A 25,953-nucleotide genomic window follows, 5' to 3' on the forward strand; every position below is an offset into this window, starting at 1 on the left:
TACGATTCCCGGGTGACAGGGCAAGCTGCGGGACTGCGCGCGGGGTGGGCGGCGCTCCCGCGGCTGCTGGTGCGCGCCCCCGCGCCGGCGCTGCTCGCGATGGGCATCGTCGTCGTCGCGCTCGGCCTTCTCATCGTCTTCCGCCCGCTGACCTCGCTGCTGCTGCTGGCGGTCTACATCGGCGCGAGCGCCGTGGTCGCGGGAGCGGTCGAGTTGATCGCGCCCCGTCACCGCCACCGGTGGAACCGGGCGGTGGGCATCGCCTGGATCGTCGGGGGAATCGCACTGGCCGTCTGGTTCGGCGGCAGGCTGGACCTGCTCCCCACCGCCCTGGCGGTGCTGCTGATCCTCGCCGGCGTCGCGTCTCTCGGTGACGCTGTCCGTCGCGGCGGTGTCAGCCGGCGGGTGCTGGACCTCGCGTGGGGCGGTGCCCAGATCGTGTTCGGCGTGCTGGCCCTGACATGGCCCGACGTCAGCGTGCTGGTCGTCGCGGTGCTCTTCGGTGTGCGCACGATCGTGTTCGGCGTCACGCTGGTCGTGCGGGGCGTCCGTGGCATCCTCGCCGACGGGCCCCGGGTCGATCCGGTGGACTCGCGCCCGCCCAGCCGCCGCAGTCGGGCGTGGGTCGCGGTGGGGCGCTACGCCATGGCGGCGCTGCTCGTCAGCGCGGCGGCGGGCGGATCCTGGCTGAACGGCTGGCTCGCCGACGGTGCGCCTGTCATCGACGCCTTCTACGACCCGCCCGCGGACGTACCCGATGGTCACGGCCGGCTCATCCGGTCGGACGACTACCTCGGAGCGGCGCCGCCGGGAGCCACCGTCCAGCGCATCCTCTACACGACCCGCTCGTCGCTGGGCGACCCCGCGGTGGCCAGCGGCCTCGTGATCGTTCCCGACGAGCCCGCGGACGGCCCCCGCCCCGTGGTGATCTGGAACCACGGCACCACCGGGGTCGCGCGCGGCTGCGCGCCGAGCCTCGCCGACGGCACCGCAACGCACTGGGCCATCCCCGACGTCAACCGGGCCATCGACAACGGCTGGGTGGTCGTGGCGCCCGACTACACCGGCCAGGGTGCGCCCGGGGACTTCCCCTACCTCATCGGCCGCGGCGAGGCGCGCTCGGCGCTCGACGCGGTGCTGGCGGCCGGTGAGCTGGACGACGACCTCGTGCTGTCTCCGCGCACCCTCGTGTGGGGGCACTCGCAGGGCGGGCACGCAGCGCTCTGGACGACGCAGATCGCCCCGGACTACACGCCAGGGCTCGATGTGCGGGGCACCGCGCTGCTGGCTCCCGCCGCCGACCCGCTCGCGCTCGCCGGGGAACTCGCCTCGGGGGAGGCCAACGCGCTGCTGACGGTGATGGTGTCGTGGGTGCTCGTGCCCTATGCGGAGACCTATGCCGATGTGCACCTCGAGGACTACGTCGCGGGGGGTGCCAGGCAGGTGATCCGCGAGATGGCGCAGCGCTGCCTCAGTGAACCCGGCGTCGTGGTGTCGGCGCTCACCGCGCTCGGCCTGTCGCAGGACGACCCGGTGTCGCTCCCCGACCTGACGACGGGCGCGCTCGGCGAACGCCTGGCGCAGAACGTTCCGGAGGGGCCGTGGGGCACGCCGCTGTTCGTCGGCTGGGGCGCCGACGACGAGGTGCTGCCCACCGTCCTGCAGCGGGATCTCGTCCGGCGCCTGTGCGGCGAGGGGGAGCGGGTGTTCTCCTGGGTCGTCCCCGACGGCGGGCATCAGGACATCCTCCAGCCGCGCTCCACGATGCTCCCGGTGCTGCTGCGGTGGAGCGAGGTGGCCCTGGAAGCCGAGACCGACACCGTGGCCGGAGCGGCGCGCGCCGACCGCGTGCTGGACTCCTGTCCGCAGTGAGGCCGACGCTTTCTCAGGCCGCGCCGGGCGGCATCCGGTAACGTATGGGGGATGCGGTCGCGCCGTTCGCGCGCCGCGAGAGAGCTGAATAGGGAGAACACCGTGGACATCGATCTCGGACTGTTGAAGACGATCGAGCGCGAGAAGGAGATCCCGTTCGATGAGCTCGTGCGCATCATCGAGCAGGCCATCCTCACCGCCTACGGCAAGCACGTCTCGCCCACCGGCGAGGTCCCCGCGGGCGCCCGCGTGGAGCTCGACCGCAAGTCGGGCCACGTCGGGATCTACGTGCCGCTGCTCGACGACGAGGGAGCGGTGATCGGCGAGGAGGAGACCACTCCCGAGGACTTCGGCCGCATCGGCGCGTTCGCCGCCAAGCAGGTCATCAGCCAGCGACTGCGCGACATCGCCGACGACGCCGTGCTGGGAGAGTTCCGCGGTAAAGAGGGCGACATCGTCGCCGGTGTCGTGCAGCAGGGCCCGAACCCCCGCATGGTGCACGTCGACCTCGGCAGCGTCGAGGCGATCCTCCCGCCCGAGGAGCAGGTCCCGGGCGAGTCCTACGCGCACGGTTCGCGGCTGCGGGTCTATGTGACCAGCGTCGCGAAGGGTCTCAAGGGCCCGCAGATCACCGTGTCGCGCACGCACCCGGGACTCGTGCGCAAGCTCTTCGCCCTCGAGGTCCCCGAGATCGCGTCCGGCCTCGTCGAGATCGTCTCGCTCGCGCGCGAAGCCGGCCACCGCAGCAAGGTGGCTGTGACCGCCACCGACCCGTCGATCAACGCCAAGGGTGCCTGCATCGGGGAGCTGGGGCGCCGCGTGCGTGCCGTCACCGAGGAGCTGGGCGGCGAGAAGATCGACATCGTCGACTACAACCCGGAGCTCGCCGCGTTCGTGGCGAACGCCCTGTCGCCGGCCAAGGTGACGTCGAGCTTCATCCTCGACGCGTCCACGAAGGCCGTGCGGGCGCTCGTGCCCGATTACCAGCTGTCGCTGGCCATCGGCAAGGAGGGTCAGAACGCCCGACTCGCCGCGAAGCTCACCGGCGCGAAGATCGACATCCAGCCCGACAGCATCCTGGAGGAGAGCTGATCCGTCCGGCGCGGCGGGGGCGTGGCATCCGCCCCGGCGCGCGGAGGGGGTAGGATGGATTCCGTTCGAACGTGCGTGGGATGCCGCGCGCGTGCCCCCCGGGCCACGCTCACTCGAGTCGTGGCGGTCGGTTTGCAGGTCGTCGTTGACGAGCGCGGATCGATGCCGGGGCGGGGCGCGTGGGTGCATGACACAAGCGAGTGCGTGGACGCCGCCATCCGGCGCCGTGCCTTCGGACGAGCACTGCGCGTGTCAGGCTCGCTTGACACGCAGACCCTTCAGAACCACTTCCAGCGAAACGGCTGAACGGCTATGGACTCAAAGTGAACGGCTCGAAATGAGACCCGTCCGCAACTAGTGGTCTGCTCCTGTCTGGGGCAGACCTTCAGACAGGAGAATTGTGGCAAAACCACGCGTGCACGAGATCGCTTCCGAACTCGGCGTAGACAGCAAGGTCGCCCTTGCGAAGCTGAAGGAGCTTGGCGAGTTCGTCAAGAGCCCTTCCTCGACCATCGAGCCTCCCGTGGCTCGCAAGCTCCGTCAGGCTCTGCAGGCCGACGGCGCCAAGCCGGCACCCGGCGGACCCGCCCAGGGTGCACCCGCTCGTCCCGCGGGACGTCCGGGCCCCGCCCGTCCGTCTGCGCCGACTCCGGCGGCCCCGGCCCCGGCGCCGGAGGCATCCGCCCCGGCCGCGCCTGCTCCGGCGGCATCCGCACCCGCTCCGGCGGCACCCGCGCCCGCGGCGCCCGCTGCGGCCACGCCCGCTGCGGCGCCCGCCCCGGCACCCGGCAAGCCTGACGCGGCACCCAAGCCCGGCGGCCCCGCTGCCGGCGGTCCCGCTGCCGGCAGCCCCACCCCGGGCGCTCCGCGTCCCGGTGGCGCGCCGCGGCCCGGTAACAACCCGTTCTCGTCGGCGCAGGGCATGGGACAGCGTCCCGCAGGTCCCCGTCCCGGCAACAACCCCTTCGCTTCGGCGCAGGGCATGGGGCAGCGCCCCACCCCCGGAAACATTCCGCGTCCCCAGGCGCCGCGCCCCGGCGCGCCGCGTCCGGGCGCTCCCCGTCCCGGTGGCGCAGGTCGCCCCGGCGGCGGTGGCGGTCGCCCCGGTGCACCGTTCCAGCAGCGTCCCGGCGGTCCCGGTCGTCCCGGCGGTGCCGGTGGCGGCTTCCAGCGTCCTGGCGGCGGCCCGCCCGCGGGTGGCTTCGCCGGTCGTCCCGGCGGCGGCGGTGGCCGTGGTCGTGGACCCGGCGGTGGCACCGCAGGTGCCTTCGGCAAGGGTGGCGGCAAGTCCAAGCAGCGCAAGTCGCGGCGGGCGAAGCGGCAGGAATTCGAGATGCGGTCGGCGCCGGTCGTCGGCGGCGTCAATGTCTCGCGCGGTAACGGCGAGATCATCCGCATGCGCCGCGGCGCATCGATCGCCGACTTCGCCGACAAGATCGAGGCCATCACCGGTTACACGGTGCAGCCCGGCACCCTCGTGACGATCCTGTTCAACCTCGGCGAGATGGCCACGGCCACCGAGTCGCTGGACGAGGCGACGTTCGAGGTTCTCGGCGAGGAGCTGGGCTACAAGATCCAGATGGTCTCGCCCGAGGACGAGGACAAGGAGCTCCTCGAGGGCTTCGGTCTCGACCTCGACGCGGAACTCGAAGCCGAGAGCGAAGACGACCTCGAGATCCGTCCGCCGGTCGTGACCGTCATGGGTCACGTCGACCACGGTAAGACGCGACTGCTCGATGCGATCCGTCAGACCAACGTGGTCGCCGGTGAGGCCGGCGGCATCACGCAGCACATCGGTGCGTACCAGGTGTGGACCGAGCACGAGGGCATCGAGCGGGCGATCACGTTCATCGACACCCCCGGTCACGAGGCCTTCACCGCCATGCGTGCCCGTGGTGCGCAGGTCACCGACCTCGCGATCCTCGTGGTCGCAGCCGACGACGGCATCATGCCCCAGACGGTCGAGGCACTGAACCACGCCCAGGCGGCAGGCGTTCCGATCGTCGTGGCCGTGAACAAGGTCGACAAGCCCGACGCCAACCCGGCGAAGGTGCGCCAGCAGCTCACCGAGTACGGCCTGGTCGCCGAGGAGTACGGCGGCGACGTGATGTTCGTCGACGTCTCCGCTCGCCAGGGCACCAACATCCAGGAACTGCTGGATGCCGTCCTGCTGACTGCCGACGCGGGGCTCGACCTCACGGCGAACCCGAACAAGGCCGCCCGTGGTGTCGCGATCGAAGCCAAGCTCGACAAGGGCCGCGGTTCGGTGGCCACGGTGCTCATCCAGTCCGGAACGCTGCGCGTCGGCGACGCGATCGTCGCAGGCACCGCCTACGGCCGCGTGCGCGCCATGTCCGACGAGAACGGCGATCCGGTCGAAGAGGCCTACCCGTCGCGCCCCGTGCAGGTGCAGGGTCTGAACTCCGTGCCCCGTGCCGGTGACACGTTCATCGTGACCGAGGAAGACCGCCTCGCCCGTCAGATCGCTGAGAAGCGTGAAGCCGCCGAGCGCAACGCCCAGCTGGCCAAGGCCCGCAAGCGCATCTCGCTCGAGGACTTCACCCGCGCTCTGCAGGAGGGCAAGGTCGAGTCGCTCAACCTCATCATCAAGGGTGACGTCTCCGGTGCCGTCGAGGCGCTGGAGGAGTCGCTGCTGAAGATCGAGGTCGACGACTCGGTGCAGCTGCGGATCATCCACCGCGGTGTGGGTGCCGTGACCGAGTCCGACGTGAACCTCGCCACGATCGACAACGCGATCGTGATCGGGTTCAACGTGCGCCCCGACGCCAAGGCACGCGAGCGTGCTCAGCGTGAAGGCGTGGACATCCGGTTCTACTCGGTCATCTACAACGCGATCGACGATGTGGAGCAGTCGCTCAAGGGCCTGCTCAAGCCGGAGTACGAAGAGGTCCAGTCGGGCGTCGCGGAGATCCGCGAGGTGTTCCGCTCCTCCAAGTTCGGCAACATCGCCGGTGTCATCGTGCGATCGGGAACGATCACGCGAAACGCCAAGGCCCGCGTCATCCGCGACGGCGTCGTCGTCGCGGACGGTCTGGCGATCGAGTCGCTGCGCCGCTTCAAGGACGACGTCACCGAGGTGCGTACGGACTACGAGGCCGGTATCGGCCTCGGCAAGTTCAACGACATCCAGATCGGCGACGAGATCGAAACCACCGAGATGGTCGAGAAGCCGCGAGGCTGATCACCCGGCGGGGGGTGCCACACGGCGCCCCCCGCCTTCCACCTTCAGGGAGATAACCATGTCGTCAGAGCGTCAGGCCCGAATGGCCGACCGCATCCGCGTGCTGATCGCCGAGCGCCTCGAGAAGGGGCTGCGCGACCCGCGACTCGGTTTCACGACCATCACGGACGTGAAAGTCACGGGCGACCTGCAGCACGCCTCGGTGTTCTACACGGTGCTGGGCACCGAGAAGGAGCGCGCCGACACCGCTGAGGCGCTGAAGGCCGCCACCGGTCTGCTGCGCAGCGAGGTCGGGCGCCAGCTCGGCGTGCGGCTCACCCCGACCCTCGAGTTCATCCCCGACGCGATCCCCGAGAACGCCGGGCACATCGAGGACCTGCTGCGCGAAGCGCGCGAGCGCGACGCCGCCGTGGCCGGTCTCGCCACCGGCGCCGCCTACGCCGGCGAGCCGGACCCCTACGTGAAGCCCCGCGACCTCGACGCCGAGTGAGTATTCGGGCTCGCGAGTGAGTATTCGCGGGCTCGAGTGAGTATTCGCGGGCGCGAGTGAGTATTCGCGTCGCCGAGTGAGTATTCGCCCTCGCGAGTGCGTCTCGTCGCGCCGTGTGCGCCATGTCAGGACGCCACCGCGCAGGCACAGTCGGATCGCGTGCACAACGTCGCCGATCCGCACCGCCCCAGGGCTTCCGCTGGCCCCGCAGCTCCCGCAGGCGTGAAGCGCCGACGTTGTGCCCGGTGGCGCCAGCTCACGCCGCGGCGGTTCGCCGCGGCGGCTCAGCGCGGCAGCGCGAGCATGCCCCCGGATGCCTCGACCAGCCCGTCCGCGACGAGCGAGTCGATCGCGCGGTCGCGCTGGTGCGCATCCGGCCAGTCGCCGATGACCGCGTCCGCCGGCACCGCGTGGGCTGCGGCCTCCCGCAGCACCCGCAGCACGGCCCCACGCGCCTGCCGGTCGCTGCCCTCGTACCGGGCCTGCCGTCGCCGACCGTCGCCGGTGTCGGGGTAGCCGGCGGCCCGCCACGCGCACACGTGCGCGAGCGGGCACGCCTCGCACCTCGGCGCGCGCGCCGTGCACACCACGGCGCCGAGCTCCATGGCCGCGGCGTTCACGATCGCCGCGCCCGCGTCGTCGCCGGGAAGCACCGCCGCCATCGCCGCGAGGTCGCGCCGCGCCGGCGCTCCAGGCTGCGACCGACCGTCGACCGCCCGCGCGAGCACGCGCCGGGTGTTGGTGTCGACGACCGGGTGCCGCTGGCCGTACGCGAACACGGCCACGGCGCGGGCGGTGTAGTCGCCGATCCCGGTGAGCGCGAGAAGCGCATCGACGTCCGCCGGCACGACGCCCCCGTGCCGGTCGCGGATCTCCACCGCCGCACGGTGCAGCCACAGCGCGCGGCGCGGGTACCCCAGGTTCGCCCACTGCCGCACCGCCTCGGCGGGTGGCTCGCCGGCCAGCGCGGCGGGGTCGGGCCAGCGTTCCAGCCACGCCTCGAGGTGAGGGATCACCCGCGCCACGGGCGTCTGCTGCAGCATGAACTCGCTGACGAGCACACCCCACGCGCCGAACTCCGGATGCCGCCACGGCAGGTCCCGCGCGTTCTCCCGGTACCACGCGATGAGCGGGGCGGCGAGGTCGGGCACCGCAAAAGCCTACGGCCGCTGCGTCCCGTGAGCGCGCCGCCGCCATCGAACTAAGCTGGAGGGATGCCCGAGACCACCGCTCCCGACCTCTGGCGCAGCCTGCGCGACGACGCGCGCCAGCATCACCGCCGGGGCCGGATCGTCCTCGCCGTCGACGGGTTCGACGGCGCGGGCAAGACCCGATTCGCCGACGGCTTCGCGACCGTCTTCGACGACGTTCCGGTCGTCCGCGCGTCGGTCGACGGGTTCCACCGCCCCCGTGCCGAGCGCTACGCCAGGGGCCGCACGTCGCCGGAGGGCTTCTACCTCGACTCCTACGACTACGCCGCGTTCCGCCGGGAGCTCATCGACCCGTTCCGCGCCGGCGAGCCCTTCCGCACCGCGGTGTGGGACGTCAACGCCGACGCCCCCGTCGACGTCGCCCCGCAGGTCGCGGGCCCCGACGCGGTGCTGCTGGTCGACGGCATCTTCCTGCACCGACCGGAGCTGCGGGGCCTCTGGCACTGGTCGCTGTGGCTCGACGTCCCGGTCGACGTCGCGTTCGCCCGTCTCGCGGAGCGCGACGGCACCGACCCCGACCACACGGCGGCCTCCAACGCGCGGTACCGGCAGGGCCAGGAACTGTACCTGCGCGACGCCGACCCCCGTCGCGCCGCGTCAGCCATCGTCGACAACACCGACTTCCGGCATCCGTCGCGCGTCTACCGGGACTTCTGCTGATGGGCGGCATCCTGCTCGTGGACAAGCCGGGCGGCATCACGAGTCACGACGTCGTCGCCCGCGCACGCCGAGCCCTGGGGACCCGCAAGATCGGCCACGCCGGCACGCTCGACCCGATGGCGACCGGTCTGCTGGTGCTGGGTGTCGACAGCGCGACGCGACTGCTGACCTACCTCGTCGGGCTCGACAAGACCTACGAGGCCACGATCCGGCTCGGGGTGGCCACCGACTCCGACGACGCCGACGGCACCGTGACGGCCACGGCGGATGCCGCGGCGGTCGCGGCCGTGCCCGACGCGGCGATCGCCGCGGGCATCGCCGACCTCACCGGGGCGATCTCGCAGGTGCCCAGCCGGGTCTCGGCGATCAAAGTCAACGGCCGCAGGGCGTACGACCTCGCCCGCGCCGGTGAAGAGGTGCAGCTGAACGCGCGCGCCGTCACCGTCTCGCGCTTCGTGGTGCGCGGGCGCCGCGACGGCGCCGGCGTGCTCGACCTCGACGTCGTCGTCGACTGCTCCAGCGGCACCTACATCCGTGCGCTGGCGCGCGACCTCGGCGCAGCGCTCGGAGTCGGGGGACACCTCACCGCGCTCCGGCGCACGCGCATCGGCCCGTTCGACGTCGCCGACGCGGTCGGGGTCGACGACATCGCCGCGGCGGCGCTCCTGCCGCAGGCGCAGGTGGCCGCGAGCGTTCTCGGCGCGTTCCCCGTCACCGCCGATGAGGCCCGGGACCTGCGCCACGGCAAGCGCCTGACCGGCGCCGCCGCACGGCTCGGCACCGAACGCGCGGCGGCGATCGACCCCGAAGGCCGGCTGGTGGGGATCGTCGAGCGCCGCGGCGACGACGTGAAGAGCGCGATGAACGTCTCGGAGGAGAGCTGATGATCCTGTGGTTCGCGGTGGTCCAGGTGGCTGTCGCCGTCGTGGCCGGGCTGCTGTGCGTGGTGCTCGGCCTCGCGGGCCGGCGACCGAGCGATCTCACGGTGGGTTCACTGGCCCTGGTCGAGCTGCTGCTGGTGGCGCAGGTCGTCGTCGGCCTCGCCGCCCCGCTGACGGGCAATCCGCCGTCGGGGAGCCTGCTGGAATTCTGGGTGTACCTCGTCTCGGCCGTGCTGCTGCCCCCCGCCGCCGTGTTCTGGGCGCTCCTCGAGCGCAGCCGCTGGAGCACCGTCATCATGGGCATCGCCGCGCTGTCGGTGGCCGTCATGGTCTGGCGGATGCAGGTCATCTGGACGGTGCAGGGCGCATGAGCCGGCTCGTTCCCGCGGCCCCTACACTGGAGCGCGACATGTCCCCCCGCCCCCGTATGGCCGGCATCGGCCGCGTGCTCGTGATCCTCTACGCGGTCATGGCGCTCGCAGCCAGCGGCCGCTCCTTCGTCCAGATCGTCGAGCGCTTCGACGAGGCGCCCCTGGCCTACTCGCTGTCGGCCGCGGCCGCCGGCGTGTACATCCTCGCGACGCTCGCGCTCGTGTTCGCCGGTTCCCGCACCTGGTACGTCGTGGCGTGGGTGGCGATCTGCTTCGAGTTGACCGGGGTCATCGTCGTCGGCTCCTTGACCTTCCTGCTCCCGGAGCTGTTCGACCACCAGACGGTCTGGCAGTGGTACGGGGCGGGGTACCTCTTCATCCCGCTCGCGCTGCCCGTCCTGGGCCTGTGGTGGCTCACCACGCATCGCCCCGGCCGCGTCGAGGAACCCGCTCCCGAACCCGTCGAGAGGTCGTCGTGGTGATCACCTTCCGCGATCCCGCCGAGATCCCCGCCGGCTTCGGGCCGTCGGTGGTCGTCATCGGAAAGTTCGACGGCGTGCACGCCGGCCATCGGGCGGGCATCGACCGCGCCCGGGTGGAGGCGGCCTCCGAGGGGGCCCGCGTCGTCGCCGTGACCTTCGACCGCAACCCGCTGAGCGTGCTGCGCCCCGAGGTGTGCCCCGAAGACCTCGTGAGTCTCGACCAGAAGCTCGCGCTGCTCGCGGAGACGGGCGTGGATGCCACCCTCGTGCTGCACTTCGACCGCGCGCTGGCCGACCTCGCACCCGAGGAGTTCGTGCGTCGGGTGCTGGTCGACGCCGTCGGCGCGGTGACCGTGTTCGTCGGAAGCGACTTCCGGTTCGGTCGCGGGGGAGCGGGTGACCCCCGCCTGCTGGCGGACCTGGGCCGTGAGCTCGGGTTCCGCGTGCAGGTCATCGACGACATCCGCGCGCGTGATGAGGGCCGCCGGGTGTCGTCCACATGGATCCGCACGCTTATGGCCGAGGGCGACGTGGAGACCGCCGCGCGCCTGCTGGGCCGCCCGCCGGCGGTGCGCGGCGAGGTGGTCCACGGCCTCAAGCGCGGGCGTGAGCTGGGCTTTCCGACGGCCAATCTCTCCGTCGACGCCGAGGGCTTCGTGCCCGCGGACGGCGTCTACGCGGGGTGGCTCGTCGACCACGGCGCGATCGAGGGCGCGGATGCCACGCCCTCACCGCACTCGACGACGCGGTACCCCGCGGCCATCTCGGTGGGGACGAATCCCACGTTCGACGACGTCGCGGTGCGCCAGGTCGAGGCGTACGTCCTCGACGAGACGGACCTCGACCTCTACGGCCACCGCGTCGAGGTGCACTTCATCGCCCGCATCCGCGGCATGGTCGCCTTCGAGGGGATCGACGCGCTCATCGCGCACATGACCGACGACGTCGCCCGCGTGCGCGCCGCGCTGCAGTAGGCCCGGTCAGTACGACGATTCGTCGACTGCGCCCGACGCCGCTTCGCCGGCGAGCACGGCACGCAGCTCGCCGAGGATCGTGGCGCTGGCGCTGGTGCCGAGCCGCGAGGCGCCGGCATCGAGCATCGCGAGCGCCGTGTCGAGGCTGCGCACGCCGCCGGAGGCCTTCACCTGCACGCCGGTGCCGACGTTCTCGCGCATGAGGCGCACGTGCTCGACGGTCGCTCCGCCGCCGGCGAAGCCGGTGGAGGTCTTGACGAAGTCGGCGCCGCCGGCCTCGGTGAGCCGGCTGCCCCGGGCGATCTGCTCCTCGTCCAGCAGGCTCGTCTCCAGGATGACCTTGGTGACCAGGCCCCCCGCGGCATCCACGACGGCGCGGATGTCGTCGACGACGACCTCGTCGAAGCCCGAGCGGAGGGCGCCGATGTTGATCACCATGTCGAACTCGGTGGCGCCGTCCTCGAGGGCACGGATGGTCTCTGCCACCTTCGCGGTGGTCGAGGTGGTGCCGTGCGGGAAGCCGATGACGGTGCCGACGGCAACGCCCGTGCCGTCGAGGCGCTGCACGGCGTAGGGGATGTCCGAGGGGCGGACGCACACGCTGAAGACGCCCCACTCAGCCGCGATGTCCAGTTCCGCGTCGACGTCGGACCGGGTGAAATCGGGCTTCAGGATCGCGTGGTCGATGGTGGCGGCGAGTTCGCGTTCAGTGAGACGGGGCATGGGTCAAGCGTAACCGCGCCGCAGGCGGATGCCGCAGGTCACGACCGTGCGACGCCCAGCCGCACGACCGCCCACGACACCGGCGGCAGTGTCGCGCGCAGCACGCCGTCGTCGATGCCGACGGCGCGCAGCGGCACCAGCCCGACGGAGTCCGGCGCCTGCTCGGTGTTGGCGGTGTGGCGGTCGCCGCCCTCGGGGACGGTCAGCACCTCGGCATCCTTCACGTCGGTGACATCCAGCCCCCGCAGCTCGAGCGTCACCTCGGCGTGCTCGTCCAGGGACCGGTTCGCCAGGAACAGCGCCACCTCGCCCGTCTGCTCGTCCCACGTCGCGGCAGCGTCGACCGCGTCGACGTCGCCGAACTTCACCGTCGGGATCTGCGCCGAATCCACCGCGAGGCGCAGGATACGACCGCGGGCGAGGTGGGCGATGCGGGCGAAGGGCCAGAAGATCGTCTGCCGCCACGCCGGGCCGTTCTCCTCGGAGCGGATGGGGGCGATGACGTTCACGAGCTGCGCCTGGTTGGCGATGCGCACGCGGTCGCCGTGACGCAGCAGGCTGTGCAGGAACGTGCCCACCACGACCGCGTCGGTGACCGAGTACGTGTCTTCGATGAGGCGCGGGTGCTCCCGCCACTGGCGGGCCACCAGGTGCGGCTGGTCCTCGGTCTGCAGACCCTCCTGGTACCAGACGTTCCACTCGTCGAACGAGATGTCGACCTGCTTGCGGTGCTTGCCGGCGGCTTTGACCGCGTCGATGGTGGACACCACGCCCTCGATGAACGCGTCCATGTCGACCGCTTCGGCGAGGAACGACGCGGCATCCTCGTCGCGCTCCTGGTAGTAGGCGTGCATCGAGATGTAGTCGACCTCGTCGTACGCGTGGGTGAGCACGGTGTGCTCCCACGACCCGAACGTGGGCATCTGGCGGTTCGACGACCCCACGGCCACGAGCTCGAGGTCGGGGTCGACGAACCGCATCGCCTTGGCGGTCTCCTGCGCCAGCCGGCCGTACTCGTGTGCGGTCTTGTGCCCGATCTGCCAGGGCCCGTCGAGCTCGTTGCCCAGGCACCACAGCCGGATGTCGAACGGCTTCTCGGCTCCGTTGCGGCGCCGCAGGTCCGACCAGTAGGTGCCGCCCGGGTGGTTGGAGTACTCCACGAGCGCGCGCGCCTCCTCGACGCCGCGGGTTCCGAGGTTCACCGCCTGCATCACCTCGACGTCGGCCTCCCGAGCCCAGTCGACGAATTCGTGCAGCCCGAACGCATTCGTCTCCACGGTGTGCCAGGCCCCGTCGAGGCGCCGCGGCCGGTCGGCCACGGGTCCGACGCCGTCCTCCCAGAGGTATCCGGAGACGAAGTTTCCGCCCGGGTAGCGCACGACCGTCGGTCCCATCTCCTTCACCAGGGCGAGCACATCCCGGCGGAACCCGCGCTCGTCGGCCTGCGGGTGCCCCGGTTCGAAGATGCCGGTGTAGACGCAGCGGCCCATGTGCTCGACGAACGAGCCGAAGAGCCGACGGGGCACGTCGCCCACCGTGAAGTCGCGGTCGATGACGATGCGGGCGCGGGGCATGGTTCTCCTGTCGATCGGGGGGGGGGTGTCGAGGGGAGCGCGGCTCAGGTGCCGCCGAAGCCGGTCGTGGCGACGCCGCGGACGATCTGCTTCTGGAAGATCAGGAACAGCACGATCAGCGGCAGCGAAGCAAGCACCGCCTGCGCCATGACCTGGGCGTACTGCACGCCGTAGGCGCTGATCACGGTCTGCAGGCCGACCGGCAGGGTCATGAGGTTCGTGTCGTTGATGATGAGGAACGGCCAGAGGAAGTTGTTCCAGGTCGAGATGAAGACGAAGATCGCGACGGCGGCGAGGATGCCACGCGACAGCGGCAGCGCGATGGACCAGAACACCCGCACTCGGCCGGCGCCGTCGACCCGGGCGGCATCCTCGAGCTCGATCGGCACCTGGTCGAAGAACTTCTTCAGGATGAACACCATCGCCGGGGCAACCACCTGCGGCAGGATCAGCCCGAGCGGGGTGTCGACGAGGTTGAACGCGAGCATCTCGTAGAAGAGCGGAATGATGAGCACCTGCGGCGGCACGACGATGGAGGCGATCACCGCGCCGAAGAGGAACCTCTTGCCGGGGAACTCCAGCCGTGAGAACGCGTAGGCGGCCATCGCCGAGATGGCCACGGTGATGGCGGTCACCGCAGCAGAGGTCCACAGGCTGTTGAACGCCCAGATGTAGACGTTCCCCTGGGCGAGGATCGCCGCGTACGCGTCGGTGGTGGGGCCGGACGGGCCGATCCAGCTGCCGCCGGAGGCGGCATCGGTCTCGGTCATGAACGAGGTGGCCACCGCCCAGAGGAACGGAAGCAGCCAGCCGATCGCCATCAGCGCCAGCGCGAGGAAGGCGAGGATGTTGAGCGGGCTGAGCCGTCGCGCACCGGGCTTGGTGTTGCGGTCGGGCCGGTTGCCGGCGCCTTCGGGCGTCGCCAGCGGGGCGCGCACCTGAGCGGTGGTGGTCATGACTGCTCCCCCCGGCGGCGCATGGCGAACGCCTGCACCACCCCGATGATGACGATGATGGCGAAGAACACGTAGGAGATGGCCGAGGAGTACCCGAACCGGTAGCCGACGAATCCGGCCTCATAGATGTACTGCACGATCGAACGGGTCGTGTCGCTCGCGACGCCGCCGAGCATCTGGTACGCCTGGTCGAAGAGCTTCAGCGACGCCAGCATCTGCAGGATGACGATGAGCACCGTCACCTGCCCCAGCTGCGGCAGGGTGATCGACCACAGCTGCCGCCAGGGTCCCGCACCGTCGATGGCGGCCGCCTCGTACTGCTGGGCCGGGATGTTCTGCAGCGCCGCGAGGTACAGCAGGAAGTTGAAGCCCACCGTCCACCACACCGTGGCGATGACGATGGCGTACATGTTGGTGTCGGGGCTCTGCAGCCAGGCGAGGGGCTCCAGGCCGAACCAGGCGAGCACCCGGTTGGCGGCGCCGATCTGGGGGTTGAAGATCCACACCCAGATCTGCGAGATCACGGTGGATGCCAGCAGGTACGGCATGAAGAACGACAGGCGCCACAGCCACTGGGCGGGGAGGCCCCGGTGCACCAGAAGCGCCATCACGAGCGCGAGGAGCACCAGCGGCACCGTCGAGAGGACGGTGAACCACACCGTGTTGCCGAGCGACCGCCACATCACCGGGTCGCCGAGCGCCTCGGCGTAGTTCGCGAACCCGACGAAACCGCCTCCGGCGCCGGTGAGGGACTGGTCGGTGAAGCTCAGGTACAGGCCGTGCAGCAGCGGCCACACCAGGAACAGCACGAACGCGATCATGAACGGGGTGAGGAACCCCCAGGCCGCCGCGGTCTCCCGGCGCTCGCCGCTCGCGCGGCGGATGCCGGGGTCCCGGCGGCCGGTCACGATGGTCGCCGTCGAGGTGGCGGGTGCCGTGGTGGTCATGACGCACCTCCGCGCGGGTTGGCCGGATTGGGTGTTCGCAGCTGGGTGTCCAGGCGGGAGCGGAAGCGGGCGATCGCCGCAGAGGGGTCATCGCCGGCCAGCAGCACGTTCTGCACCGCTGAGCCGAACTCCGCCTGGAAGCGCGAGCCGGACCCGGTGAACCACGCCGGGGGGTCATAGCGGACGTACTCCGCGGCGTCGGCGTAGTGGGCCTGCGGCAGCAGGTCCGCGTACTCGGGCGCCTCGGTGACGGGCAGGTATGCCGGGATGTGTCCGGCGCCGGCCCAATCGAACGATCCCTTGAGGATGTCGGCGACGAACCGGTAGACCAGGTCCCGCGTCTCGGGGTTCGGTGAGCTCTGATGCGGGAGGGTGAAGGCGTGGGAATCCGCGTAGACGCTGGGCGTGCCGAAGAGGGTCGGGATGATCGTGGCATCCAGCGGCAGATCCTGCTGCTGCATGGATCGCAGCTCCCACACGCCGGTGAGGAAGAGGCCGCTGCGGCCCGTCGCGAACTCGGCGATCGCGGACTGGTAGTCGTTCTCCCGCGCCGCGATCTCGCCGTCGAGCAGCTGCTGCATGAAGGTCAGCGAGGCCAGCGCCGCGTCGTCGTCCATCTCGGCGGTGCCGCCCTCCGGAAGCGCGATCTCTGAGCCGTGCTGGGTGTACAGCGTGTAGAACAGGCGCCACATCTGCGCGCCGTCGCCGAGGTACCCGTAGGACAGGCCGTGCCCCTCGGACTCGCCGGCGACGGCCCGGGCGAGCTCGAGGAAGTCCTCGGGGGAGGACACGGCGCGCAGGCGCCCGTCGCTGTCGAGCACGCCGGCGCGCTCGCAGATCTCGGTGTTGAACATGAGGATGAACGGGTGGGCGTCCAGCGCGACGCTGTAGAGGTCATCGCCGACGAACCCCTTCTCCCACACGGCCGCGGGGAACGAGCCCTCGTCGACGCCGAGATCGGCCAGGCGCTGCACGTCCCAGGGGTCCAGCAGCCCGCCGGGGGCGTATCCGACGACACGCGATGCGTGCATCACCGACAGGTCCGGTGCCCGTCCGCCTGCGGCGGCCATGGCGAGCTTGGTGTAGTACGGCTCACCCCACGACAGCACCGTCGGCCGCACGGCGTACGTGTTCTGCGCCGCGTTGGCGGTGTCGATGAGTCCCGACATCGTGACGCCGTCGGCACCGCTGAGGAGGTGCCAGAACTGCAGGGGCCGGGCGGTCGTCCCCGCGACGGCCGACCCGCTGCACGCAGCGAGCGCCGCCGTACCGGCGAGCATGCCCGCGAGGCTCAGGAACTGTCGTCGTGATACCGGGGCCGGTGGTGTCATCGTCACTCCTTCGTGACTCATCCGGGGAAAGGTGAAGGAATCATTACATCGATGTAACCCTCGGCGCAAGCATGCACCGTCCGCCCGGTGCGTCGATGGTCAGCGGCTCTGTGGGGAGAAGGCGGCCGAGCTCTCGCGGGGGACGATGCGATGGGGGATCGTGACGGCCTGGGCGGCACGATCGGCGTGGGCGATCCGCTCGGTGAGCAGCCGCAGCGCCTCGCCCGCCAGCGCCCGGCGATCGAAGCTCACGGTCGTCAGGGACGGCGTCGTGAAGCGAGCGACGTCGATGTCGTCGAAACCGGTGACCAGCACGTCCGCCGGCACCCGCAGGCCCGCCGCGGTCAGCTCGTGCACGACCCCCACGGCCAGGGAGTCGGTGAAGGCGACGACCCCGTCGACCTCAGCGCCGCGGTCGAGGATCGTGCGCATGGCGCTCGCGCCGGCGGCCATGCCCCACGGCAGCCTGTTGCTCTCCCGCGCCGGATCGACGGGGAGTCCCGCCTCGGTGAGCGCCTCGCGGTACCCGGCCAGGCGCAGGCGGCTCGTCGCTGTGGCGTGCTCGGGGCGTTCATCCCCGCCGACGGCGGCGATGCGGCGGGCGCCCTGGGCGATGAGGTGCGCCGTGGCATCCTTCGCCGCGGTGCGGCTGTCGATGAGCACCCGGTCGGTGCGGTGCTGCTCCACCTCTCCGATCACGACGACCGGCGGCAGGTGGTCGGTGCGGTCGATCACGCTGTCCTCCAGGCGCACCGGGTTGAGGATCAGGCCGTCGACGAGGTGCGCGCGCGCCCGGGAGAGCAGGTCCTGTTCGCGCTGGGGCCGCTCGGCCGTCTCCTCGATCTGCACGGCCAGGCCCCGCTCGTGGGCCGCCTCCACGAGGAAATGCATGAGCTCGGCCGAATACCCGGTGGCGAGGTCGGGCAGGGCGACCCCGATCGTGCCAGAGCGGCCGCTGCGCAGCCCCCGCGCCGAGAGGTTCGGCACGAAGTCCAGCGCGCGCATCGCCTCCTCGACGCGGCTGCGCGTCTCGAGTCGTACGTGGGCGGCGCCGGTGAGCACGTTCGACACCGTCTTGGGTGAGACGCGGGCGAGCGCGGCGACGTCTTTGACCGTCGCGCGGGGCGTGAGCATGTGCACAGGATAAGACGCCCGGCGGGGGCTCATCGCGCTATCGTCGGAGGTGATGCGCACTTCGGCTGAGACCTCGACCCGCCTACGCCGCACGGCCCTCATCGTGGCGGTGACCGGCATGCTCGTCGGGGCGCTGGCCGCCTGCCAGCCGGAGCCCTCGGCCTCGGAGCCGTCCGGCGCCACCCCGACGACCACGCCGACGGCGGGCACGGCGAAGCCGGATGCGACACCGGACGCCACCCCGGAGCCGACCCCGAGTGCAACCGTTCCCGCGCAGGACATCGCCCTTCCGGCATCGTGCGACGACATCTACTCCTCGGCGATGCGCGGCGAGCTCGAGGCGAACGTCGCGCCGATGAACGATCCGGGCGTCACGATGCCGTCGACCCAGAACGCCGATGCGCTGGCGCTGCTGGAATCCGGTGTGCCGACGCTGCGCTGCACATGGGGGTACCCCTCGGAGAAGGGCATCGCCACGACCGTCGCGCTCATCGAGCCGGCCGCGGCATCCGACCTCGTCGCCGCGCTGCGCAACGCCGGATTCGCCTGCGGTGAGGCGCAGGGCGGCACGCTGTGCCGGTTCAACGAGACGCTTCTCAGCTACGACGACAAGCTGGTGGAGAAGGGCGAGACGCACTTCTTCCGCGGCAACGGCTGGGTGGGCACCGTGTGGCTGAACTACGGCCCCGAGGGGTACACCGAAGACATCGCCTCGATGATCTGGGGCTGACCGGCGCATATGCCCTAGACTGGATGCCGGGGAAAGGCGCCTCCGCCGTATTCGGCCGCAGTGGGCCCGTGTCGCCACGCGCGATGTCCCCCTACCGCGGTCGTCCCGGCATCCGAGCCGCACGCGGTGACATGCAGATCGACCCCGCCCCGGGGCAGCCCCGAGGCTTCCGGCATCCACGCCCAGGAGGAGCATGCCGACCACGGCACCTGCCGCGCAGTCCACGTCGCGGCGCAGGAAGAACTCGTCGTCGCGACGTGACGACGACGCGCCCATCATCCCGATCCTCGCCCGCAAGGTGCGCGAGGTCGAGGCCAAGTCCCAGCGCGGAAAGCTCGGCCCCACCAACCGTTCCAAGTTCCAGGTGATCGCGTTCCTCGTGCGCGAGGAGCGGGCGCGGGTCAAGGCCGACACCGAGATCACCGACGCGACGCGCGCGGAGCTGCTCAAGCGCCTCGACGGGGTCGCAACGATCCTCGCCAAGACCGCGGCGCGCGACACGTCCCTCATCCAGCTGCTGGAGGTCGACCAGGCCACGTCTCCCGTCGCCAAGCGCATGCGTCGGGACTGGCTGCTCGAGTCGGGGGCCGAGCTCCCGCCGGACGAGCTCATCATCACCGACAGCGTCCCGCTGGCGGCCCCCGTCGTGCCGGCCGCCGTCAGCTCGCGTCAGGTCATCCCGCCGCAGATCGAGGCGCGCCGCGAGGCGAACCCGTTCCTCGCGCCGGATCTCTCCCGCAAGCTGCACACCGACACGCCCCGTCGTCGCCTCGACGGCTGGGAGCTCATGGGGCCGCTGTACAAGGCCTTCGAAACCGGTGCCGGTGGCACCGCGGCGTCGATGGACCTGCCCCCCATGCCGGAGTTCGACCGCCTGTCGCCCAAGGGCCTCGAGATCATGCCGCACCAGTCGCGGTTCCTCGAGGCGGTGCGCCACGGCCACCGCAGCTTCCTGCTCGCCGACGAGCCGGGCCTCGGCAAGACGGCCGAGTCGGTGCTCGCGGCGTCCGTCGCCGACGCCTATCCGCTCCTGGTGGTCGTTCCCAACGTCGTCAAGATGAACTGGGCCCGCGAGGTGCACCGCTGGACGCCGCAGCGTCGGGCGACGGTCATCCAGGGTGACGGCGAGAACATCGACGCGTTCGCGGACGTCTTCATCGTCAACTACGAGATCCTCGACCGGCACCTGACATGGCTCGGCTCGATCGGCCTGAAGGGCATGGTCGTCGACGAGGCGCACTTCATCAAGAACCTCTCCTCGCAGCGTTCGCAGAACGTGCTGGCGCTGGCGGGCCGCATCCGCGAGCAGGTGAGCGACCCGCTCATGCTCGCCCTCACCGGCACGCCGCTGATCAACGACGTCGAGGACTTCGACGCGATCTGGCGCTTCCTCGGGTGGACCAACGGCGAGAAGCCCGGTCCCGAGCTGATGGAGAAGCTCGACGCCACGGGGCTGACACCGGCGGACAAGGCGTTCTATCCCGAAGCGCGCGAGGCCGTCATCTCGATGGGCATCGTGCGGCGCAAGAAGAAGGACGTCGCCGCCGACCTTCCCGACAAGCTCATCGCCGACCTGCCCGTCGAGCTCGACGACGAATACGGTCGTTCGATCCGGGCCGCGGAGCGCGAGCTCGGCGACCGCCTCGCGGCGAAGTACCGCCGCATCCTCGAAGCGCGCGGCGACCGGGTGTTCCGCGGCGACTACGACGAGGACATCGTCCGGCTGGTCGCACACAACGAGCTGGAGGAGTCCAAGGCCGCCGGCTCCGGCTCCGAGAACGTCTTCACCATGGTCCGACGCATCGGGCAGGCCAAGGCCGTGCTCGCAGCGGACTACGCGGTGCAGCTGCAGCGGTCGGTGGGCAAGGTCGTCTTCTTCGCCAAGCACATCGACGTCATGGATGCCGCCGAGGCGCACTTCGCCGCGGCAGGGCTGCGCACCGTCTCGATCCGCGGCGACCAGACGACGCCGGCACGGCAGGATGCCATCGACGCGTTCAACAACGACCCGGGCGTCGGCATCGCGGTGTGCTCGCTGACGGCTGCCGGTGTGGGGCTGAACCTGCAGGCGGCATCCAACGTCGTCCTCGCGGAGCTGTCGTGGACGGCCGCCGAGCAGACGCAGGCGATCGACCGCGTGCACCGCATCGGTCAGGACGAGCCGGTCACCGCGTGGCGCATCATCGCCGCGCACACGATCGACACCAAGATCGCGGAGCTGATCGACTCGAAGCAGGGCCTGGCGGCCCGCGCGCTCGACGGCGAGGCGGCCGATGCCGTGTCGACCGACTCGGTGCAGCTCTCGGCGCTCATGCACCTGCTGCGCCGCTCGCTCGGCGGCAGCTGACCCGCTGGCATCCACACGGTCTGATCATCGACGCGGCCCCGCTTCCGGCGGGGCCGCGTCGCATTTCCCCTGGCCCGGGTGTGTGGCAGCCGGTCGCGTCCGGCGATAGTGTCGAGACAGGCAGCGTGGCCGCATCATCACTGACAGCTGACAGCAAGGACGTTCCATGAAGATCGGCATCCTCACGAGCGGCGGAGACTGCCCCGGACTCAACGCGGTCATCCGCGGCGTGGTGCTCAAGGGCACCACCACCTACAACCTGGAGTTCGTCGGCATCCGCGACGGCTGGCGGGGCGTCGTCGACGCAGACTTCTTCCCCCTCACCCGCCACGAGGTGAAGGGCCTGTCGAAGGTCGGCGGCACGATCCTCGGCACCAGCCGCACGAACCCCTACGAGGGTCCCCGCGGCGGCGCCGAGAACATCGCGAAGACGCTGTACGGCCACCGCATCGACGGCATCATCGCCATCGGCGGCGAGGGCACGCTGGCGGCGGCCAACCGCCTCGCCAACGACGGCATCAACGTCCTGGGCGTCCCGAAGACGATCGACAACGACCTGCGGGCCACGGACTACTCGTTCGGCTTCGACACCGCGGTCAACATCGCGACCGACGCGATGGACCGCCTGCGCACGACCGGCGACTCGCACCAGCGCTGCATGGTGGCCGAGGTCATGGGCCGCCACGTCGGCTGGATCGCGCTGCACGCCGGCATGGCCGCCGGCGCGCACGTCATCTGCATCCCCGAGGTGCCGATGTCGATCGACGACATCTGCGAGCAGGTGTCCAAGGCCCACGACCGCGGCCGCGCGCCCCTGGTCGTCGTGTCGGAGGGCTTCAAGCTGACCGGCATGGACGAGGCCTACAGCGACAAGGGCCTCGATGCCTTCAACCGCCCGCGTCTGGGTGGCATCGGCGAGCTCATCGCGCCCGAGATCGAGCGCATCACCGGCATCGAGACCCGCGCGACGGTTCTCGGCCACATCCAGCGCGGCGGTTCGCCGTCGGCGTTCGACCGTGTGCTGGCGACCCGCCTCGGGCTGCACGCCGCAGACGCGATCATGGACGGCGCGTGGGGGCAGATGGTGTCGATGAAGGGCACCGACATCGTGCGCGTCTCCTTCGAGGAGGCGCTCGGCGAGCTCAACACCGTGCCGCTGTACCGCTACGAAGAGGCCGCCGCGCTCTTCGGCTGAGTCGCGCGTCGCGCGTCACGGGGCGTTCGCGGCCTTCGCGGCGTTCGCGGCGTTCGCGGTTTTCGTAGCCGGGCGACCGTATGTTCCCGGGCGACCTTCCCGTTGCAGGAGGTCTCCCGGGAACAGGTCGTTCCGGGCTGCTTCGTCCTGTCTCGGTGAGTCTTCCTGCCCCGGGGAGGGATGCCGCGCTCGCGCCGCCGCGCCCCGCGCCGCCGCGCCCCGCCCCGCACCCCTCGCTCGCGCCGCCGGCCCGGCGCGCCGCCGTGGCTGCGCCCCCGGACCGGCATCCATATCCCGGGCGCAGGTGATCTCGCCGAGACAGGCTGTTTCGGGCGCTCTCCGTCCTGTTGCGGTGAGACTTCCTGTTCCGGGGCCAGGGTGGATGCCGCGCTCGCGCCGCCGCGCCTCCTGCACAGGCGGCCGACTCGCGAGTCCGTCCACGGCGCACGGGTCGGCGCCTGCGGGCCCGTGGCCGTGCCCCGCAGGATGACGGCATGCATCCGACATCGGAACTCGTCTCGTGGCTCGTCGCCCGCGGCGGGGCCGCCCATTCCAGCGCCGTGAAGGCCGCGGGCTTCACGACCCACGGCATCCGCCTCGCGGTCGAGCGCGGCGGGGTACAACGGGTGCGGCGCTCCTGGCTGGTCGCGCGCGACTGCCCACCGGACCTGCGCCGTGCGGCGTACGCCGGCGGGCGACTCAGCTGCGTGAGCGCGGCGGCGCACATCGGCCTGTGGACACCGCCGCACCAGCACGCCCACCTCGTGGTTCCGCCGACCTCGTCACGGCACGATGCCGACGGAGTGCGCCTGCATTGGGCCCGCGGGCCGGCGCCGGTCGGTCCGCAGACCCTCGTTGACCCGGTGCCGAACATCCTCTTCCAGGTCGCGCGCTGTGCGCCGATGGCCGATGCGCTCTGCGTCTGGGAATCGGCCATCCGGCGGAAGGTGGTGCCTCCCGCGGTGCTTGCGCGCATCCAGTGGCGGGGGGAGGCTGCGCGGGCGCTGGCGGCCGTGGCATCCGACCTGTCCGACTCGGGGGTCGAGACCCGGTTCGTGCTGCTGGCCCGCTCGAACGGGGTGAGCGTGCGCCAGCAGGCGTGGATCGACGGCCACCCCGTCGATGCGCTGATCGGGGAGCGGCTGGTCGTGCAGATCGACGGCTTCGCCCATCATCAGGGAAGGGACCGCCGCCGCGACCTGGCCGCCGACGCCCGGCTCATCCTGCTGGGGTACACCATCCTGCGCTTCGACTACCACCAGGTGCTTTTCGAACCGGAACGGGTGACCACCGTCATCTCGACGGCCATCGCGCAGGGACTGCACCGCTGAGGGCCTCCCCGGCGCAGGTGATCTCACCGACACAGGGCGGATGCCACGGAAGCATCCTGTTCCGGTGAGATCACCTGTAGGCGGGACCCAGCCCCGCCCCGCCCCGCCCCGCCCCGCCCCGCCCCGCGAATACTCACTCGGCGCCGCGAATACTCACTCGGCGCCGCGAATACTCACTCGGCGCCGCGAATACTCACTCGGCGTCGGCGGAGCCGAGGACGTCCAGCAGCCAGGCGAGTTCGAAGGCGCGTTCCTTCCAGGAGTTGTATCGGCCCGAGACGCCGCCGTGGCCGGCGACCATCTCGCACTTCAGCATCGCGTCGGCGCCGACTTCGCGCAGGCGCGCCACCCACTTGGCGGGCTCGACGTACAGCACCCGGGTGTCGTTGAGCGAGGTGACGGCGAGGATGCGGGGGTAGGCGACCCCTTCGCGCACGTTCTCGTAGGGGGAGTACGACTTCATGTACGCGTACACGTCGGGGTCGTGCAGCGGGTCGCCCCACTCGTCCCACTCGATCACCGTGAGCGGCAGGGAGGGGTCGAGGATCGTCGTCAGGGCATCGACGAACGGCACACCGGCGAGGATGCCGGCGAACAGCTCCGGCGCCAGGTTGGCCACCGCGCCCATCAGCAGCCCGCCGGCCGATCCGCCCTCGGCGACCATCCGGTCGGGCGACGTGTAGCCGGCGTCGACGAGGTGACGGGCGGCGTCGACGAAGTCGGTGAAGGTGTTGCGCTTGTGCAGCAGCTTGCCTTCTTCGTACCACTGGCGGCCCATCTCGCCGCCGCCGCGCACATGGGCGACGGCGAACACGACGCCGCGGTCGAGAAGCGACAGGCGCGCGACCGAGAACCCGGGGTCGATGGAGTGCTCGTACGAGCCGTAGCCGTAGAGGTGCAGGGGGCGGGGACCGTCGGTGGCGGGCGCGCCGAACGAGCGCTTCCATACGAGCGAGACCGGCACCCGGGTGCCGTCGGCGGCCGTCGCCCACACGCGCTCCTGCGCGTAGTCCGACGCGTCGTAGCCGCCGAGCACCGGCTGACGCTTGCGCAGCAGCAGCTCGCCGGTCGCGACGACGTAGTCGTAGACGGTGCCGGGGGTGACGTACGACCCGTAGCCGAGACGCAGCATGGGCGGCGCCCACTCCGGGTTGCCCGACAGCCCCGCGCTGTACAGCGGTTCGTCGAAGGCGATCTCCGTCACGGCGCCGGTGGCGTAGTCGAGCATGCCGAGACGCTCCAGCCCTTCGCGGCGGTACGCCGTCACGGCCCAGTCCCGGAAGGTCGACAGGCCCAGCAGCCGTCGGCCGGACTCATGGGCGATCACGGTCTCGCGGTCACCGGCGGGATCGGATGCCGCGACGCGCACCAGCTCGAAATCGAGCGCTCCGTCGTTGTGCAGGATGTAGAGCACATCCTCGCCGTCGACGACCGCGTGCTCTGAGGAGTACTCCACGCCCTCCCGCCGCGGCCAGACCACGCGCGGCGTGCCTCGGAGGTCATCGGCATCCAGCAGCCATTCCTCGGACGTGACCGACGAGCCCAGCTCGATCATGAGGTAGCGGTCACTGTGGGTGAAGCCGGCGCCCACCCAGTACCGCTCGTCCGGCTCGTGGAAGAGCCGGGTGTCGTCGGCGACGGGGGTGCCCAGCTCGTGCAGCCAGACGGTGTCGGGGCGCCAGGCGTCGTCGACGGTCGTGTAGACGATGAACCGGCCGTCGGGGGAGAAGGTCGCACCGGCGAAGGTGCCGGGGATCTCGTCTTGCAGGGCGGTGCCCGTCTCGAGGTCCCGCACGCGGACGGTGTAGCGCTCGTCACCCTCGGTGTCGACGCCGTAGAGCAGCGTGCGCCCGTCGTTGCTGACCTCGAAGCTGCCGAGCGAGAAGAAGTCGTGACCCTCCGCCTCGACGTTGGCGTCGAGCAGAACCTGCTCACCGGGTACGGGCACATCGGCAGACAGCACCGGCGGCGTCCAGTCCTCGGGGGAGGCCAGCGGGGCGCGGCACTGGATGCCGTACTGGCTGCCCTCCACGGTGCGGCCGTAGTACCACCATGAGCCGCGGCGCGTGGGGACCGAGAGATCGGTCTCGAGGGTGCGTCCCTTGATCTCCTGGAAGATCCGCTCCCGCAGGCCTGCGAGGTGGGCGGTGCGCGCATCGGTGTACGCGTTCTCGGCTTCGAGGTGCGCGATCACCTCGGGGTCGTCCTTGGCCCGGAGCCACTCATAGGGGTCCGAGAACGTGTCGCCGTGGTGCGTCCTGTCGACAGGGCGACGGTCGGCGACGGGGGGAGCGGGCGATGCCGGGGGCGTCTGGGTGGTGACGGTCACCACACCACGCTAGCCGTCGCCGGCCGCGCCCGCGCCCGTGCGCGGGCGAACGGCACGCATCACCCGCGCGGATGTGCGAGGATTTCTGTCGGCCCGGTAAACGGAGCACGAATCCTCGCTG

At 71.1% G+C, this 25,953-nt stretch carries 22 protein-coding genes; 14 read left to right on the plus strand and 8 right to left on the minus strand.

Going from position 1 to position 25,953, the window contains the following annotated elements; translation table 11 throughout:
* Positions 1-12: 12 nt before the first annotated feature.
* From QNO14_RS04135 to rbfA, 5 genes are all read left to right on the plus strand, one after another.
* On the plus strand, positions 13-1,872 hold the full coding sequence (locus QNO14_RS04135) for a lipase family protein (RefSeq protein ID WP_257506819.1): 1,860 nt from the start codon (positions 13-15) through the stop codon (positions 1,870-1,872).
* A 102-nt stretch (positions 1,873-1,974) separates the two neighbouring features.
* Entirely contained in the window at positions 1,975-2,964 is a 990-nt protein-coding gene (nusA, locus tag QNO14_RS04140) for a transcription termination factor NusA (RefSeq protein ID WP_257506820.1), read from the plus strand.
* Between the two features lie 54 nt (positions 2,965-3,018).
* Positions 3,019-3,270, plus strand: a complete 252-nt coding sequence (locus QNO14_RS04145) for a YlxR family protein (RefSeq protein WP_257506821.1) — start codon at positions 3,019-3,021, stop codon at positions 3,268-3,270.
* A gap of 94 nt (positions 3,271-3,364) precedes the next feature.
* Positions 3,365-6,166 carry a translation initiation factor IF-2 gene (infB, locus tag QNO14_RS04150; protein ID WP_257506822.1) on the plus strand — a complete coding sequence of 934 codons (2,802 nt, stop codon included), beginning with the start codon at positions 3,365-3,367 and terminating at the stop codon, positions 6,164-6,166.
* Positions 6,167-6,224: 58 nt separating this feature from the next.
* Positions 6,225-6,656 (plus strand): 30S ribosome-binding factor RbfA, encoded by a 432-nt coding sequence (rbfA, locus tag QNO14_RS04155; RefSeq protein ID WP_257494997.1) that lies wholly within the window; start codon positions 6,225-6,227, stop codon positions 6,654-6,656.
* A gap of 284 nt (positions 6,657-6,940) precedes the next feature.
* Here the strand turns inward: rbfA and QNO14_RS04160 are convergent, their stop codons facing one another.
* The gene (locus tag QNO14_RS04160) at positions 6,941-7,807 is read right to left on the minus strand and encodes an HhH-GPD family protein (RefSeq protein ID WP_257506823.1); all 867 of its coding nucleotides are present in this window, start codon (positions 7,805-7,807) and stop codon (positions 6,941-6,943) included.
* Positions 7,808-7,870: 63 nt separating this feature from the next.
* Between QNO14_RS04160 and QNO14_RS04165 the strand changes: the two genes are divergently transcribed.
* From QNO14_RS04165 to QNO14_RS04185, 5 genes are read left to right on the plus strand one after another with little or no spacing between them, the layout of a single operon-like run.
* On the plus strand, positions 7,871-8,527 hold the full coding sequence (locus QNO14_RS04165) for a nucleoside/nucleotide kinase family protein (RefSeq protein ID WP_257506824.1): 657 nt from the start codon (positions 7,871-7,873) through the stop codon (positions 8,525-8,527).
* Positions 8,527-9,411 carry a tRNA pseudouridine(55) synthase TruB gene (truB, locus tag QNO14_RS04170; protein WP_257506825.1) on the plus strand — a complete coding sequence of 295 codons (885 nt, stop codon included), beginning with the start codon at positions 8,527-8,529 and terminating at the stop codon, positions 9,409-9,411. Before QNO14_RS04165 ends, truB begins: the two co-directional genes overlap by 1 nt.
* Positions 9,411-9,779 (plus strand): hypothetical protein, encoded by a 369-nt coding sequence (locus QNO14_RS04175; protein WP_257506826.1) that lies wholly within the window; start codon positions 9,411-9,413, stop codon positions 9,777-9,779. The genes truB and QNO14_RS04175 overlap by 1 nt, the downstream gene beginning before the upstream one ends.
* Before the next feature lie 38 nt (positions 9,780-9,817).
* A complete protein-coding gene (locus tag QNO14_RS04180) occupies positions 9,818-10,261 on the plus strand; it encodes a hypothetical protein (protein WP_257494992.1) in 444 nt (147 codons plus the stop codon).
* Entirely contained in the window at positions 10,258-11,235 is a 978-nt protein-coding gene (locus QNO14_RS04185; protein WP_257506838.1) for a bifunctional riboflavin kinase/FAD synthetase, read from the plus strand. Before QNO14_RS04180 ends, QNO14_RS04185 begins: the two co-directional genes overlap by 4 nt.
* 6 nt (positions 11,236-11,241) lie before the next feature.
* Here the strand turns inward: QNO14_RS04185 and deoC are convergent, their stop codons facing one another.
* From deoC to QNO14_RS04215, 6 genes are all read right to left on the minus strand, one after another.
* Positions 11,242-11,958 carry a deoxyribose-phosphate aldolase gene (deoC, locus tag QNO14_RS04190; protein WP_257494991.1) on the minus strand — a complete coding sequence of 239 codons (717 nt, stop codon included), beginning with the start codon at positions 11,956-11,958 and terminating at the stop codon, positions 11,242-11,244.
* Positions 11,959-11,996: 38 nt separating this feature from the next.
* The gene (gene arfA, locus QNO14_RS04195; RefSeq protein WP_257506827.1) at positions 11,997-13,532 is read right to left on the minus strand and encodes an arabinosylfuranosidase ArfA; all 1,536 of its coding nucleotides are present in this window, start codon (positions 13,530-13,532) and stop codon (positions 11,997-11,999) included.
* Between the two features lie 44 nt (positions 13,533-13,576).
* Positions 13,577-14,488 (minus strand): carbohydrate ABC transporter permease, encoded by a 912-nt coding sequence (locus QNO14_RS04200; protein ID WP_257494989.1) that lies wholly within the window; start codon positions 14,486-14,488, stop codon positions 13,577-13,579.
* On the minus strand, positions 14,485-15,435 hold the full coding sequence (locus tag QNO14_RS04205; protein WP_257494988.1) for a carbohydrate ABC transporter permease: 951 nt from the start codon (positions 15,433-15,435) through the stop codon (positions 14,485-14,487). The genes QNO14_RS04200 and QNO14_RS04205 overlap by 4 nt, the downstream gene beginning before the upstream one ends.
* A complete protein-coding gene (locus QNO14_RS04210; protein ID WP_257506828.1) occupies positions 15,432-16,766 on the minus strand; it encodes an extracellular solute-binding protein in 1,335 nt (444 codons plus the stop codon). The genes QNO14_RS04205 and QNO14_RS04210 overlap by 4 nt, the downstream gene beginning before the upstream one ends.
* A gap of 99 nt (positions 16,767-16,865) precedes the next feature.
* Entirely contained in the window at positions 16,866-17,900 is a 1,035-nt protein-coding gene (locus tag QNO14_RS04215; protein WP_257506829.1) for a LacI family DNA-binding transcriptional regulator, read from the minus strand.
* A 52-nt stretch (positions 17,901-17,952) separates the two neighbouring features.
* Between QNO14_RS04215 and QNO14_RS04220 the strand changes: the two genes are divergently transcribed.
* From QNO14_RS04220 to QNO14_RS04235, 4 genes are all read left to right on the plus strand, one after another.
* The gene (locus tag QNO14_RS04220; RefSeq protein ID WP_257506830.1) at positions 17,953-18,630 is read left to right on the plus strand and encodes a hypothetical protein; all 678 of its coding nucleotides are present in this window, start codon (positions 17,953-17,955) and stop codon (positions 18,628-18,630) included.
* Positions 18,631-18,823: 193 nt separating this feature from the next.
* A complete protein-coding gene (locus QNO14_RS04225) occupies positions 18,824-20,977 on the plus strand; it encodes a DEAD/DEAH box helicase (RefSeq protein ID WP_257494984.1) in 2,154 nt (717 codons plus the stop codon).
* 166 nt (positions 20,978-21,143) lie between these two features.
* On the plus strand, positions 21,144-22,172 hold the full coding sequence (locus QNO14_RS04230; protein WP_257494977.1) for a 6-phosphofructokinase: 1,029 nt from the start codon (positions 21,144-21,146) through the stop codon (positions 22,170-22,172).
* 494 nt (positions 22,173-22,666) lie between these two features.
* Positions 22,667-23,503, plus strand: a complete 837-nt coding sequence (locus QNO14_RS04235; protein ID WP_257506831.1) for an endonuclease domain-containing protein — start codon at positions 22,667-22,669, stop codon at positions 23,501-23,503.
* Positions 23,504-23,696: 193 nt separating this feature from the next.
* Here the strand turns inward: QNO14_RS04235 and QNO14_RS04240 are convergent, their stop codons facing one another.
* Complete coding sequence (locus tag QNO14_RS04240) at positions 23,697-25,835, minus strand: S9 family peptidase (protein ID WP_374114021.1); 2,139 nt, start codon at positions 25,833-25,835, stop codon at positions 23,697-23,699.
* Positions 25,836-25,953 lie beyond the last annotated feature (118 nt).

The sequence above is a fragment of the Microbacterium sp. zg-Y625 genome (assembly GCF_030246925.1).
In the GTDB taxonomy this organism is placed as follows: Bacteria; Actinomycetota; Actinomycetes; order Actinomycetales; family Microbacteriaceae; genus Microbacterium; species Microbacterium jiangjiandongii.